Source organism: Dactylosporangium sp. CS-033363 (genome assembly GCF_050942475.1).
In the GTDB taxonomy this organism is placed as follows: Bacteria; Actinomycetota; Actinomycetes; order Mycobacteriales; family Micromonosporaceae; genus Dactylosporangium.
Window position 1 is genome coordinate 2,696,701 of the sequence record NZ_CP192032.1, and the last position, 13,339, is coordinate 2,710,039.

Below are 13,339 nucleotides of genomic sequence, written 5' to 3' on the forward strand. Positions count from 1 at the left end.
CTCGGATCAGATCACCTTCGCGCAAGGTCGTCAATAGATGGACATGTGTACGTGGTTCGTGTGGTCACTGCTCGGATCGCCCTTGCCGCTCCGGTACGGATGCCAGCCCGCGGCCGGCGTCCAGATCTGGCGGTACCAGATGACGTACATGACCCCGAGTGCCGTGGCGTTGCGCACCAGCCAGGTCGCGAGCTCGGTCCCGTACTCCTTGGCCGCCCCGATCGCGATCCCCCCGAACCCCTTCGGATCGGCCGCGAAGTCACAGGCCCGCCCCTTGGGATGCTCGTAGGGCCCGCTCGGCCGGAAGCACGACACGTAGTGCTCGAACCCGGCCAGCTTCACCTGCTCCAGCGCATGCTGCGTCCGCGGCGTGAGGCACCCGCTCGTCGTGGGGTCGTGCAGGCTGCACGTCTCCGTGGGCCAGGACCCGTCGGGCCGCCGCGGCGCCGGCTGCGCTGCCGTCAAGGGCGTCTTCGTGCTTACGGTCGTGCCCGGGTCGATGATCGGCTGCGACTCCCGGTTGAGCGCCTCGGCGAGCGCCTGCTCGACCGCCGCCTTCTGCTGCGCCATCACATCGAGCTGCTGCTGTTGCCGCCGCACCTCGTTGTCGATGGTGGCCCGGTTGGCTTCCAGGCTGGCCCGCACACTGGCCAGCTCCCGCAGATCGGCGTTCTGCCGCCGCGCCACGAGCTCCAGCAGGCTCACCCGATCGGCGAACACCCCCGGGCTGCGACTGTCGAGCAGGGTCGCCGCGTCGCGAAGGCCGCCGCCGTACTGGTACGCCTTCACGGTCACCGTCTCGGTCTCGCGCACCAGCTTCTGGTACCGCGGCTCGAGCTCCGCCTGTTGCGCCTGCACGAGCGCCTGCCGCTGCTGCGACGCCGCCAGCAGATTCTGCGCGTCGATGTAGGCCCGGTTGGCCGTCTCGAGCCGCTCGGAGAGCTCGGTGGACCCGGCCTCGTCGGCCTCGGTCGTCTTGGGGGACGGCTTCGGCTGCCCGGGCACAGCCGACGCCGGGACGGGCGTCAGCAGGACCAACAGGGCGCACAGGGCCGCCACGATCCATCGTGATCTGGTCATACTGCTCGGCTGATCGGCGCTGCCCGGGCTGACTTGAGGTTCTTGTGCTTATTAGTCCCCGCCCGGGGCAGATCCGACGGATGCGGGCCTTCTGGGATGCGCTGACCGCCGCCCTAGGCCGGGTGACACCGGCCGAGTGGATGCAGATCGTCGCGGCCATAGGTGCCCTCGCCGCGGCGTTCGCCGCCTTCTCGGCTGCCCGCGCGGGCCGGGCCGCGGCCCGGACGGCCGCCAGGCAACTGCCGGAGCTGCACCACCAGGTCGAGCTCAACGCCACCCAGGCCAAGGCCGCCGAGGACCAGGTCGCCCTCACCCAGGAAATGCTCCAGCAAGCCACCGCCGCCCTGCGCGAAGCGGCCCGCGCCCGCACCGACGAGCGCGCACCCCTCGTCATAGCCCTCCTGGAAACCCCGCTCTGGCCCCCACTCGTGGAGCCCTCCGCCGAAGCCGCCTCCCCGGCCCGCCTCTACGCCCGGGACGCCGAGCGCAACACACCCCTGCACTTCCGCACCGACGGCATCCTCATCAACGAGGGCGCCACCACCGCCCGCGTCCGCCTCGACGAGCAGGCCCACTTCCAGGACCCGACCCCCGCACGACGCGAACGCCTCCTGCGCCCAGGCGAGGTGGCCCGCTTCACGTGGGCGGCCGGCCACACGGTCGCCGAATGGGCCGACGCCCGCGAAAACCCCGACCCGCCGAACCCGCTCGGCGCCTGCTTCCTGACGATCACCGTCTTCGACAACTTCGAGCACGGCATCTTCGACCACATCCACCTCGCCATGAGCGGCCGCCCGATCGTCGCCGTGGACCCCTCCTTCGACGAGGTGCGCCTCGCCTCCCACGAGTCCGAGGCCGAAATGGCCGTCACGGTCTTCCCCACCCGCCGCACGTACCGCTTCGACGGCCCGCGGCGCGACCCGCTCCCGTGGGACAGCACCTACGCCGCCTGGTGGCGGGAGGGCGGCGCCACCAAGCTCCGGCGCGCTCCGGAGCCCGCTTAGCCGCTCGACCGCCATGCGCATCTTCTCGGCCGCCAGGCGGCGCAGATTCAGGGTGTGGCGTTGCTGGAGGCCCCAGTCGCGGTGCCTTTTGTGCTCCTGCCGGAATTTCTCCGTGCTGGCGCAATAGTTTCTTCGTCTCGTGGTGTCACGCATTGCCGTCAATTCGGCTCGGCCGAACAATGACATTTGTCCCACGTTTTTATTATCTCATGGGCGTATTTAAAAGCAACGGCCGGACCGATGGGCACCGCTATGTGCCCTCGGCCGATGGTCCCCGGCCGCCTGCGCGACCGGAATGTATTAGCGTGGTCCCGGTGACGACTTTGGTCGCCGTTCGGTGGTCCAGACCGTAAATTCGGAGCCGGGTCCGCAGTGGTCGACGTTCGGTGGTCCCGGAGAGAAATTTGGTTAAAAATCCAATTTGCTGAGTTGTACCACCGAATGATGACCACGACGGACCCGGCGGTCCCCAACGGTCCGGACCACCAACCGTAAGCAACGTCGAACCGGGACCACGCCAACCCTGTGGGCCGCCGACAGGCGGGCCGAACCATCGGACGAGGGCACATATGTGGTGCCCATCGGTCCGGTGGAAAGGATAGATTGAGCCCCATGTGGCGAATCACCGTCAACGACACCTGCATCGGCTCCGGAAGCTGCGTAGGCGTGGCCCCGACGCACTTCGAGCTCGACGACGTCGAAGGCCGCTCAAACCCCATCAACGCGGTGGTCGAGCCCAGCGAAGCCGTTCAGGACGCCGTCGACATGTGTCCCATGGAGGCGATCACCATCACGGAGGTCTAAGCGCCGCGGTACGCCGCCAGAAGCGCTTCCGCCGCCTGGACCGGGGTCAGTTTGCCGGTCAGCACGTCCTGTTCCACGCGCGGGGCCAGGTCGCGGACCGCGGCAGAGGTGCGCAGGCCGTCCAGCAGAGTGTCGCGGGTCATCGCCCAGACCCAGCCGATCTGCTGCCGGTCGCGGCGGGCCTGCAAGTCGCCGTTCGCGGACAGGGCCGAGTGGTGGCGCTGCAAACGGTCCCACAGTTCCGGCAGGCCCGCGCCCGTCAGGCCGCTGCACGTCAAAACCGCCGTCGAGGAGTGCAGCAGGCGCAACGCGCCCGAAAGTTCGCGTGCCGCCGCTCGGGCCTCCTGCTCGTGGGGGCCGTCGGCCTTGTTGACCGCGATGACGTCCGCCAGTTCCAGGACGCCCTTCTTGATGCCCTGCAGCTGGTCGCCCGTCCGCGCCAGGGCCAGCAGCAGGAACGTGTCGACCATGTCCGCCACCGTGGTCTCGGACTGGCCCACGCCGACCGTTTCCACCAGGACCACGTCGTAGCCCGCGGCCTCGACGATCAGCATGGCCTCGCGGGTCGCCCGGGCCACGCCGCCCAGGGTGCCCGACGTGGGGGAGGGGCGGACGAAGGCGTCCGGAGAAGCCGCGAGGCGGTTCATCCGGGTCTTGTCGCCCAGGATGCTGCCGCCCGTGCGGGTCGAGGACGGGTCGATGGCCAGCACCGCCACGCGGTGGCCGGACTCGATCAGGTACATCCCCAAAGCGTCGATGAATGTCGATTTACCTACACCGGGGACGCCGGTGATGCCGATTCGCCTTGCGGCGCCGGCGTGGGGGGTCAGGGCGTGCAGCAGTTCCTGGGCGCGCGTGCGGTGGTCGGCGCGCGTGGATTCGACGAGCGTGATCGAGCGGGCGATCCAGGCCCTCGAGCCGGAGCGGACGCCGTCGAGCAGGTCGCTCAGTGCTGCAACCGGGATCGCAGCACCTCCAGCAGATCCAATGCTGCGTCGGCGATGACCGTGCCGGGGCCGAAGATCGCGGCCGCGCCCGCCTCGCGCAGGGCGTCGTAGTCCTGGGGTGGGATGACGCCGCCGACCACGATGAGGATGTCGTCGCGGCCCAGTTCGGACAGTTCGTGGCGCAGGGCGGGGACCAGGGTCAGGTGGCCGGCGGCCAGGGAGTTGACGCCGACGATGTGGACGTCGGCCTCGACCGCCTGGCGGGCCACCTCCGCCGGGGTGGAGAACAGGGGGCCCACGTCGACGTCGAAGCCGAGGTCCGCGAAGGCGGTGGCGATCACCTTCTGGCCGCGGTCGTGGCCGTCCTGGCCCATCTTGGCGACCAGGATGCGGGGGCGGCGGCCCTCGTCCTCGGCGAACGTGTCGGTCGCGGCGCGGACCCGCTCCACGTTGCCGGCTCCGGCGGCCTCGTCGCGATACACCCCGGAAATGGTACGGATCTGCGCCGTGTGCCGCCCGAAGACCTTCTCCAGGGCGTCGGAGATCTCGCCGACGGTCGCGTGGGCTCTCGCCGCGTTCACCGACAGTTCCAGGAGGTTGCCGCCGTTCGTGGCGCCCTCGGTCAGGGCGGTCAGGGCGTCCTGACACGAAGCCTCGTCGCGCTCGGCGCGCAGCCGTTCGAGTTTGGCGATCTGGGCCGCGCGGACGGCCGAGTTGTCGACCTTGAGGACGTCGATCGGCTCGTCGGTGTCGGGGCGGTACTTGTTGACGCCGATCACCGGCTGCCGGCCCGAGTCGATGCGGGCCTGGGTGCGGGCGGCCGCCTCCTCGATGCGCAGCTTCGGGATGCCCTCGTCGATCGCGCGGGCCATGCCGCCGGCCTTCTCGACCTCCTCGATGTGGGCCCAGGCCTTCGCGGCGAGATCGTGGGTGAGGCGCTCGACGTACGCGCTGCCGCCCCACGGGTCGATCACCCGCGTGGTGCCGGACTCCTGCTGCAGCAGCAGCTGGGTGTTGCGGGCGATGCGGGCCGAGAAGTCGGTCGGCAGCGCGAGTGCCTCGTCGAGGGCGTTGGTGTGCAGCGACTGGGTGTGGCCCTGGGTCGCCGCCATCGCCTCGATGCAGGTGCGCACCACGTTGTTGAACACGTCCTGGGCGGTCAGCGACCAGCCCGACGTCTGGCAGTGCGTGCGCAGGCTCAGCGACTTGGGGTTCTTGGCGCCGAACTCGCGCACCAGCCGCGCCCACAGCAGCCGCCCGGCCCGCAGCTTGGCGACCTCCATGAAGAAGTTCATGCCGATGGCCCAGAAGAACGACAGCCGCGGCGCGAACGCGTCCACGTCCAGCCCGGCGTCGCGGCCGGCCCGCAGGTACTCCACGCCGTCGGCGAGCGTGTACGCCAGTTCCAGGTCGGCGGTCGCCCCGGCCTCCTGGATGTGGTAGCCGGAGATGGAGATGGAGTTGAACTTCGGCATGTGCGTCGAGGTGTACCCGAAGATGTCGCTGATGATCCGCATGGACGGCGCTGGCGGGTAGATGTAGGTGTTGCGGACCATGAACTCCTTGAGGATGTCGTTCTGGATCGTCCCCGAGAGCTGCTCCGGCTTCACCCCCTGCTCCTCCGCGGCCACGATGAACAGCGCCAGCACCGGCAGCACGGCCCCGTTCATGGTCATCGAGACGCTCATCCGGTCCAGCGGGATGCCCTCGAAGAGCCGCCGCATGTCCAGGATCGAGTCGATCGCCACGCCGGCCATGCCCACGTCGCCGGCCACGCGCGGGTGGTCGGAGTCGTAGCCGCGGTGGGTGGCCAGGTCGAAGGCGACCGAGAGGCCCTTCTGCCCGCCCGCGAGGTTGCGCCGGTAGAACGCGTTGGACTCCTCGGCCGTGGAGAATCCGGCGTACTGCCGCACCGTCCACGGCTGGGTCGTGTACATCGTCGGATAGGGCCCGCGCACGTACGGCGCGATGCCCGGCAGCCCGTGCAGGAACTCGACCCCGGCGAGGTCGTCGGGGCCGTACACGCCCTTGACGTCGATGCCCTCCGGCGTGGCCCAGACCTCTGACCGATCGGGAGCTTCCGACGACACGGTAGGGGTGCCCAGGGCCACCTCGGAGAAGTCGGGGATCACGGTGCCACTCCCAGGTCCTCGTGCGTCCGGCGCAGCACGTCCAGCGCGTCGCAGCCGGTGAACAGGTACGCGTCCACGCCCTCGTAGGAGCCCTGGCCGGCCAGCCACACCGCCGTCACGCCCTCGGACTTCAGGCGGGCGGCGGTGGCGGCGGCCTCCTCGCCGTACGAGCGATCGGAGCCGCAGATGCAGGCGACCGCCGACGTGCTGTCCTCGGCGAGGCGGACGCCGCCGGCCGCGAACAGGTTGGCCGCGAAGGACACCCGGGCCGAGTTGGACGCCGTGGAACCGAGCGCGACCAGGCGGACGGTCGGCGGTTCCGGCGCGGCCTCGGCGACGTCGCGGAGGTGTTCGAAGCTCTGGGCGTACCAAATCTGCTGGAGACCCCCGGAGGGCTTCAACGGTGCCGGGGGACGCACCGGCCGGCGTTCGGCCAGGTCGGGGAACTCCGAGACGCCGGTGATCGGTTGCCGGCGGTGGGCCAGGTCGGCCTCGCGCCGCTGCCGGACGGCGCCGATGCGCTCCTCGACCAGCCCCGAACGCAGCGCCGCGGCCATCTCGCCGGCCCGCTCGACCTCGGTGAAGACGTCCCAGGCGGCGTGCGCGAGGGCGTCGGTGAGCGACTCGACGTACCAGGAGCCGCCGGCCGGGTCGAGCACCCGGGCGACCCCGGACTCCTCGATGAGCAGCGACTGGGTGTTGCGGGCGATGCGCCGGGAGAAGCCGTCGGGCAGGCCGAGCCGGGCGTCGAACGGCTGGACGGTGACCGCGCCGGCGCCGCCGGTCCCGGCCGCGAAGCACGCCACGGTGGTACGCAGGAGGTTGGTCCACGGGTCGCGCGCGGTCATCATCGCGTCGCTGGTGACCGCGTGCTGCCGCTGCGCGCCCAGGTGCGGCACGTCGCAGACCTGCGCGACCCGGGCCCAGATCCGGCGGGCGGCGCGCAGCTTGGCGATCGTGGCGAACTGGTCGGCGGTGGCGGCGAAGCGGAACTCGAGCTGCTTGAGGGCCATCCCGGCGCTGAGCCCGGCCGCGACCAGTTCGCGCAGGTAGGCGACGCCGGTGGCGGTGGCGTACCCGATCTCCTGGGCGTCGTCGCCGCCCGCGTCGTGGTAGACCGTCGCGTCGACCGTGGCGATCGGCACCGGCGACTTGAGGAAGGCCGACAGAACCGACATTTCCGACTCGGTGCCCGTCCGCGCCTCCAGCCCCAGCGGGTCGAGGCCGAGGTTGCCGGACTTGTCGGCGCCGGGCAGGGCGAGGAACGCGCGGGCGGCCTCCAGGCCCAGCGGGCCGTAGTCGAGCACGACCGGGGCGAGATCGAGCAGTACGCCGTCGAGCGCCTCGGCGAGGTCGGCCGGGGCGACGCCGGAGAGCCACAGCGAGGTGGCCCCGTTCTCCAGGTCGGCCAGGACCGCGGCCCGGGTCGCCTTCGGGTCCGGGTCGGCGTGGCGCTGGCGCACGTCCCACGGCCGCGGCGCGGTGCTCCCGCCCCGCACGAACGGCATGTGCCCGGGCGCGCCGGCGTCCGGGGCCCGGTCGGCCGCGGTGTACAGCGGCGCGATCCGCAGCCCGTCGTACGTCTCGGTGGCCAGCAGGCCGGCGACCGCCTCGGGCGGGGTGTCCTCGCCGGCCAGCCCGGACTTGCGCAGCACGCCAAGTGCGAGCCGCTGCCAGTCCCGGAGATCGTCTTGGGTGGGCGCGCTCATGCTGGACACGTTAGATCCGCTTCCCGGGACACGTTCCGGTCTGTGACAACCTCCACCGGGGTCACCTAGCCTTTTTGCAGAATCTGCAGCCCGATCGCGACGCCGAGCGGGGCGTCGGTCACCGCCGTCACCGTGCGCCGGCCGCCGGCGTGGGCGGTGAGCAGCAGCTGGGTGAACAGGACCCGGTCGGCGTGGCAGTCCATGTCGACGTACGTCTCGTCGTCGCCGATCCGGAACAGCCCCCAGACCTGGCCGTCGCCGAGACAGATCACCTGCAGGCGGTACTCGCCGGCCGGGTAGGACCGGTCGTCGTCCAGCCGGGTGATGTTGTTGCGGCGTCCGCTCATGAACCGCTCCGGCGTGGTCTCCACCGCGGCGGGGTCGCGCTTGTTGTACTCGGCCACCCGGCGGACCATGTCGGCCGTCTCCTGCGCGCTGAGCCCGGTGTCGCTCGCCACCGCGATGCTGGGCGCGGTGGCCACGCCGGCGCTCGTCCGCGGGGCGGGCCGGGCGGCGGCCACGGCGAACCCGAACGCGGCCCCGACGGCCAGGGCGATGGCGATGCTCAGCGTCCGGCGCGGGTTGCGGGCGCGCTCAGGCGGCTCCGGCACCGGCTGGACGCCGGTCACCTCGATCTCCACGGTCACGCTCCGCGGATAACTGGGGCGGGATCGGACGGCTCGGGGCGCCGCCCGGGGCGAGGGCGACGGCGAGCCAGCCGGCGGCGCTGACACAGGCCAGCATCGCCACCACGATCGTAACCCGGTTCGCCGAGGTCATCAGGTGCCACTCGATGGGGTACGGCGAAATCAGATAGATGAACGTGATCGCCGCCCAGTATCCGCCCAGCACCGCCCACAGCCAGCCGTCCCCGGCCAGGCCCAGCTCGCGGCGCCGCCCGCGCAGGAACGCGGCCCCGACCAGGGCCGCCAGCGCCGCCGCCACCAGGACCAGGCTGACCTGCTCGAACATCCCGCGCTGGATCGCACCGAGGCGGCCCCAGGCGTCGGCGTCGCCGCGCAGCAGCGCGCTGAAGCGGCCCTCGGCCATGAGGTCGTTCTCGGCGCCGAGGAGCCGGGTGGTCGCCGACCACACCGCGGTCACCCCGAGCGGCAGCCAGCACCACGCGGCGCGACGGAGATCGCGGCGGTACCGCACGGTCGCCGCCACGGCCAGCATGACGGCCAGCGGCAGGCCCTCGTTCTTCGTGAGTACCGCGGCGGAGACCAGGAACAGCGCCGGCGGCGTCACCCCGGCGGGCTCCGGGCGGCCGAGCAGCAGCACCGCGCCGCCCACGAAGGCGGCCGCGCACATGGTGTCGCTGTAGCCCAGCGCGGGCCCGGTGAACTCGGGCAGCCAGGCCCCGAATCCGGCCAGGACCCCGGCCGGGATCGACAGCCAGGCGGGCGCGGCCGCGGTGGCCCGGCGCACCGCGAAGCCCACCAGCGCGACGCCGGAGAAGGTGACGGCGACGTTCACCGCGATCGCCGGGCGGAACGTGAACGAGTCCAGCAGCTGCCACACGACCGCGATCGGCGCCGAGGCGATCGGCGGATAGTCGGTGTGGGTCACCGCGAGCGCCTCGCTGCCGATCGCGGCCCGCGCGAAGTCCCCGCCGTGCGCCAGATACCCGGAGTGCTGCCACCAGATCGCGTGCGTGTCCCAGCTCAGCGGCTGGTCGAACATCATCAGGAAAGGCGCCAGCAGTGGTACTCCCAGCAGCCCCGCCTCCAGCCAGCCGAGCGTGGCGACGGGGGCGGCGTGGCGTACCAGCCAGGCGATGACGACGGTCCCGGCGAAGACGGCGGCGCACCACGGCAGCAGCGGGCCGCGCAGCCACAGCATGAGCACCACGGCGGCGGTCGCCACGCCGGCGCCGGCGAGCGGGGACAGGAGCGTGGCCAGCGGTACCGAACGGGTCAGCGCCCAGGCCAGGGGCAGCCCGGACACGACGAGTACGAAGACGGCCACCACGCTGGTCATCCGGCCACCGCCGTGATCTCCAGGCCGGTCCCGCCCGGCGCGGCCGGGTCCGGCCTGCGGCGCAGCACCAGCTCGGCGCCGGCGCGGTCCTTGGTGAGCACCAGCCCGTGCATGGTGACGAGCTCCTGCATCCGGAACCACCACACCTCGTCGGGGTCGTCGACCCAGACCCGCGTGCCGGCGGGCACCCGGGCGTCCATCTCGGACCCGAGGTGCTCCATGGCCGCGATCACGCGGTGCTGCGGGCCGTCGGTGGCGCCGCGGTACCGCACGGCGAGGTAGGCGCCCATGTGGGCGGCGTGCACGGCGTTCCAGGCGGCCGGGACGAGCGCTCCGGCCGCCAGGACGACGACGGTCAGCCGTGCCGCGAGCCGCCTATTTCCGGCTGCGCCCTCCGCCATTGCCAACCCCCACCGGATCGTGGTCCCCGTCGCGCTCGACCGCCGGGACTATACGTTGCGCGGGGGTGATTCCGGGGCCCGGCACGGGTGGTTCGACCGGTTTGTCGGTACGGATGGCATGTTCACCCCGGGGCAGGACACGCGAGGGCGGATCGAGGTTCATCCCGGACTGCAGCAGGCGCTTCAGCCGGGGCGCGAACGGCCGCTCGATCAGCCGGTGGCCGAGATAGGCGGCGATCAGCATCGCCGCGATCATGCCGGCCAGCAGCGGGTACGGCGCGATCACGCCCTTGAGCTTGCGGATCGTGATCACCCCGATGTCCTGGTGCAGCAGGTACAGCGGATAGGTCAGCACCCCGGCGACCGTGAGCCACTTCCACCGGAACCGGTCGAGCAGGCCCAGCGCGGCCGCCGACACCGCCACGAAGCAGCCACCGACGATCACCATCGCGAACGTCCACTTCATGTGTACGCCGAGGAACTGGTTCATGTGCCGCGTGTCGGCGAGCACCTGGTGCTGCGCGAGGATGAACGACAGCCCGATGAGTCCCCAGAGCAGCGGGGTCGAGCCGAAGCGGTGCACGAGGTACAGCAGGATGCCCGCGACGAAGTACGGCGAGAACATCGGCTGCACGACGGAGTCGATCAGCGGGATGCTGTGGCCCACGGTCAGGATCGTCGCGATCAGCCAGAGCGCGCAGAAGGCGACCACCCGGCGGTACGTGAGGCCGAGCCCGACCACGATCGCGAAGAGCAGGTAGAAGCGGAGTTCGGCCCAGAGGGTCCAGTACACGCCGTCCACGCTTCTGACCGAGAGCGCGTCCTGCGCCATGGTGAGGTTCACGAGCACGTCGGACAGCGTGGTCGGGGCCTTGATCACGCCGGTGGACAGCGCGGTGTCGCGGTTGAAGTGCACGACGAGGAACGAGATGACGACGGCCACCCAGTACATCGGGTACAGCCGGGTGACCCGCGAGACGACGAAGTCCTTGAGGTTGCGGTCCCAGCAGCTCATGCAGATGACGAAGCCGGAGATCAGGAAGAACAGCTGGACACCGAGGTAGCCGTAGTTGGCGAAGTCGAACAGCCGCCCGAACACGGCACGGTTGCCCCGCTCCCACAGCTGGGACTGCGGGGTGCCGACGTAGTGGTACACCACCACGAGCAGCGCGGCGATGAGTCGCATGCCGTCGAGGGCGGCGAGGCGGCCTTCGCGCCGCACCGGGGGATTGCCTTCGGCTTTGAGCACTCGGCACTGTAACCAGCGCCGGGAGCTTATGTCGAAACGTCCGGATGCGTGACATCCGCCCTTGATGAGCATTTAACACGGGTGTCACCGTGTGACGATGGCGCTCACCAGCCCGTAGTCGATCGCCTCCGGTGCGCTGAGCACCTTGCCGGCCTGCAGGTCGTCCTCGACCCTCGAGCGCGGCTGGCCCGTCGCCCCGGCGATGCGCAGGATGAGGTCCTCCAGATCGCGCAGGTACCGCCCCGCCTCGGCGACCACCTGGTCGGCCGTCCCGCCGGGCGAGGTCACCTTGGGCTCGGCGAGCCGGAACCGCGCGTGGGCGAAGGCGGTGCGCTCGGCGGCGGCGCAGTACACCCCGAGGGCGGCGCCGCTGACCTCCCCGACGGCGGTGGCGTGCACCGGCGCCCCGATCGAGTCGATGGCGTCGACGAGCGTCCAGACGGCGGCGAGGTCGCCGCGGTCGGCGCTCAGGTGGACGCTGATCGGCTCGCCGCCGGTGGCGTCGAGGGCCAGCAGCGTGGCCGCCGCCCGGGACGCCATGTCCGCCTCGATCGGCCCGCGCAGGAACACCATGCGTCGCGTGAACAACTGCTGGTCCAGCCAGGTCGGCTCTTGTTCGTTGAACGGCTGCATGCGCCGAACATAGGCGCGAATGCGTGCTTCGACCCCTCGTGCACCTTGGATTCCGCTGAGGGCTTCACAAATATGGCAAACCGGCTGCGTTGAAACCCTGGACTGGCACCATGCGGGGGAGGAGGCACCGGCAGGCGGTGCCGCGCACGCACCATTCGGGAGCCGCCATGGCGGACGTTTCCGCCGCAGAGTCCGGCCTGGTCGATCGCGACCTTCTCGAGATCGTCAGCGAGGTCTGGGACGCCTACCTGCAGCAGCCCGAAGCGACCCCGACCGATTCTGTGGCCGCCGAGGACCGCAAGGCCATCACCGCGGCCGTCTCGATCACCGGCGCCTGGGAGGGCCACGTCCGCGTCCTGGTACCGCCGACCGCCGCCGGCGACATCACCGCCCTGATGCTGGCCATGGAGTCCGGCGAGGTCACCGACCAGGACGTCACGGACGCCATGGGCGAACTCATCAACGTCATCGGCGGCAACATCAAGAACCGCGGCACGCAGCCGGCCAAACTGGGCCTGCCGGTGGTGGCGACGGGCCGCATGCTGTTCCCTGCCACACGGGAGACGCACCGCTTGTCCATCGCGTGGCCGAACGGCGAGCCGATCACCTTCAGCGTCCTGCACGTCAACCCGGACCGGGCCGGCCTGCCCCTGATAGCGAAGAAGCCGTAGCGGTTCCGGACACGCGGCGCAGGCGGTACAGCGGCGCCAGTGCCATGCCGGCCGCGAACGCCCACCCGTGATGGTCCCCGGCCGCGATCAGCACCGCGGCGAAGAGCACCGAGACGCCGACGAGCGTGAGATCGGCCCGGCGGGGCCAGCGCCCCCGCGCGAACTGGTACAGCCACGCCCCGGCCCCGATCACGATGACCGCGGCGATCACGTTCGTCAGGCTGACCAGGGTGATCGCGGCCAGGAAGTAGCCGACGAACATCAGCGACACCGACTGGGCCTGCGCGCCGAGGACGACGGCCATCGCGAACAGCGCCGCCACCCCGAGCACGGCGACCGAGGTGCCGCCGCCGGGGGGTTCCAGCCAGTACCCGGTGATCTGCCCGACGATGCCGCCCGTGACGTAGCCGGCGAGCCACCAGCGGGGCCCGAGGACCCATTCGGCGCCGACGCCGATGACGGCCAGGAACAGCATGTTGCTGACGAACTGCGCGGTCCCCGAGACCCCGGGCGAGGCCATCTGCGTGAACAGCGGCGTGACCAGCCGCCACCAGTGCGCCCAGGTGAGCCCGTCGGGGTCGCGCTGCAGGGCCTCGCCCCAGCCCTTCACCGTCCACTGCAGCAGCTCCGCGACCGCGGTCAGGACGAACACGACGGCCGTGGCGACCGGGAACCGGCGATTGCTCATGGAACGAGCGTAGGAAGGGCGGAGACGGCGCGGTACCG

The 13,339-nt window shown here is 71.2% G+C and carries 13 protein-coding genes; 3 read left to right on the top strand and 10 right to left on the bottom strand.

What is annotated here, in order from left to right; genetic code table 11:
• Window positions 1-30: 30 nt before the first annotated feature.
• Window positions 31-1,080: a coiled-coil domain-containing protein gene (locus ACQPZ4_RS12445; RefSeq protein WP_433059296.1), complete on the bottom strand. Its 1,050-nt coding sequence runs from the start codon at window positions 1,078-1,080 to the stop codon at window positions 31-33.
• Between the two features lie 80 nt (window positions 1,081-1,160).
• Here ACQPZ4_RS12445 and ACQPZ4_RS12450 point away from each other — a divergent pair, with 80 nt between their 5' ends.
• The gene (locus tag ACQPZ4_RS12450; protein WP_433059299.1) at window positions 1,161-2,084 is read left to right on the top strand and encodes a hypothetical protein; all 924 of its coding nucleotides are present in this window, start codon (window positions 1,161-1,163) and stop codon (window positions 2,082-2,084) included.
• A 612-nt stretch (window positions 2,085-2,696) separates the two neighbouring features.
• Complete coding sequence (locus tag ACQPZ4_RS12455; protein WP_433059300.1) at window positions 2,697-2,888, top strand: ferredoxin; 192 nt, start codon at window positions 2,697-2,699, stop codon at window positions 2,886-2,888.
• On the opposite strand, the gene meaB is transcribed toward ACQPZ4_RS12455, so the two are convergent.
• The 8 genes from meaB to ACQPZ4_RS12495 form a co-directional block, all read right to left on the bottom strand.
• Window positions 2,885-3,877, bottom strand: coding sequence for a methylmalonyl Co-A mutase-associated GTPase MeaB (gene meaB / locus ACQPZ4_RS12460; RefSeq protein ID WP_433066473.1), 993 nt, complete (start codon window positions 3,875-3,877; stop codon window positions 2,885-2,887). The two genes, ACQPZ4_RS12455 and meaB, sit on opposite strands and share 4 nt — an antisense overlap.
• The gene (gene scpA, locus ACQPZ4_RS12465) at window positions 3,835-5,925 is read right to left on the bottom strand and encodes a methylmalonyl-CoA mutase (RefSeq protein ID WP_433066476.1); all 2,091 of its coding nucleotides are present in this window, start codon (window positions 5,923-5,925) and stop codon (window positions 3,835-3,837) included. The genes meaB and scpA overlap by 43 nt, the downstream gene beginning before the upstream one ends.
• A 38-nt stretch (window positions 5,926-5,963) precedes the next feature.
• Window positions 5,964-7,676 carry a methylmalonyl-CoA mutase subunit beta gene (locus ACQPZ4_RS12470; protein WP_433059303.1) on the bottom strand — a complete coding sequence of 571 codons (1,713 nt, stop codon included), beginning with the start codon at window positions 7,674-7,676 and terminating at the stop codon, window positions 5,964-5,966.
• 65 nt (window positions 7,677-7,741) lie between these two features.
• The gene (locus ACQPZ4_RS12475; RefSeq protein WP_433059306.1) at window positions 7,742-8,323 is read right to left on the bottom strand and encodes a hypothetical protein; all 582 of its coding nucleotides are present in this window, start codon (window positions 8,321-8,323) and stop codon (window positions 7,742-7,744) included.
• Entirely contained in the window at window positions 8,271-9,659 is a 1,389-nt protein-coding gene (locus ACQPZ4_RS12480) for a hypothetical protein (protein WP_433059309.1), read from the bottom strand. Before ACQPZ4_RS12480 ends, ACQPZ4_RS12475 begins: the two co-directional genes overlap by 53 nt.
• Window positions 9,656-9,949, bottom strand: coding sequence for a hypothetical protein (locus ACQPZ4_RS12485; RefSeq protein ID WP_433059312.1), 294 nt, complete (start codon window positions 9,947-9,949; stop codon window positions 9,656-9,658). Before ACQPZ4_RS12485 ends, ACQPZ4_RS12480 begins: the two co-directional genes overlap by 4 nt.
• A gap of 85 nt (window positions 9,950-10,034) precedes the next feature.
• The gene (locus ACQPZ4_RS12490) at window positions 10,035-11,309 is read right to left on the bottom strand and encodes an acyltransferase family protein (protein ID WP_433059315.1); all 1,275 of its coding nucleotides are present in this window, start codon (window positions 11,307-11,309) and stop codon (window positions 10,035-10,037) included.
• Between the two features lie 84 nt (window positions 11,310-11,393).
• Window positions 11,394-11,942 (bottom strand): ATP-dependent Clp protease proteolytic subunit, encoded by a 549-nt coding sequence (locus tag ACQPZ4_RS12495; protein WP_433059318.1) that lies wholly within the window; start codon window positions 11,940-11,942, stop codon window positions 11,394-11,396.
• 167 nt (window positions 11,943-12,109) lie between these two features.
• Here ACQPZ4_RS12495 and ACQPZ4_RS12500 point away from each other — a divergent pair, with 167 nt between their 5' ends.
• A complete protein-coding gene (locus tag ACQPZ4_RS12500; RefSeq protein ID WP_433059321.1) occupies window positions 12,110-12,613 on the top strand; it encodes a chemotaxis protein CheX in 504 nt (167 codons plus the stop codon).
• Here the strand turns inward: ACQPZ4_RS12500 and ACQPZ4_RS12505 are convergent.
• A complete protein-coding gene (locus ACQPZ4_RS12505) occupies window positions 12,567-13,301 on the bottom strand; it encodes a rhomboid family intramembrane serine protease (protein WP_433059323.1) in 735 nt (244 codons plus the stop codon). The genes ACQPZ4_RS12500 and ACQPZ4_RS12505 overlap by 47 nt on opposite strands.
• Between the last annotated feature and the right edge of the window lie 38 nt (window positions 13,302-13,339).

Excerpts from the sequence above, each read along its gene's own strand:
- ACQPZ4_RS12445 (WP_433059296.1), bottom strand. The coding sequence starts at position 1,080 with ATGACCAGATCACGATGGATCGTGGCGGCCCTGTGCGCCCTGTTGGTC.
- ACQPZ4_RS12450 (WP_433059299.1), top strand. The coding sequence starts at position 1,161 with ATGCGGGCCTTCTGGGATGCGCTGACCGCCGCCCTAGGCCGGGTGACA.
- ACQPZ4_RS12455 (WP_433059300.1), top strand. The coding sequence starts at position 2,697 with ATGTGGCGAATCACCGTCAACGACACCTGCATCGGCTCCGGAAGCTGC.
- ACQPZ4_RS12470 (WP_433059303.1), bottom strand. The coding sequence starts at position 7,676 with ATGAGCGCGCCCACCCAAGACGATCTCCGGGACTGGCAGCGGCTCGCA.
- ACQPZ4_RS12480 (WP_433059309.1), bottom strand. The coding sequence starts at position 9,659 with ATGACCAGCGTGGTGGCCGTCTTCGTACTCGTCGTGTCCGGGCTGCCC.
- ACQPZ4_RS12485 (WP_433059312.1), bottom strand. The coding sequence starts at position 9,949 with ATGGGCGCCTACCTCGCCGTGCGGTACCGCGGCGCCACCGACGGCCCG.
- ACQPZ4_RS12495 (WP_433059318.1), bottom strand. The coding sequence starts at position 11,942 with ATGCAGCCGTTCAACGAACAAGAGCCGACCTGGCTGGACCAGCAGTTG.
- ACQPZ4_RS12500 (WP_433059321.1), top strand. The coding sequence starts at position 12,110 with ATGGCGGACGTTTCCGCCGCAGAGTCCGGCCTGGTCGATCGCGACCTT.
- ACQPZ4_RS12505 (WP_433059323.1), bottom strand. The coding sequence starts at position 13,301 with ATGAGCAATCGCCGGTTCCCGGTCGCCACGGCCGTCGTGTTCGTCCTG.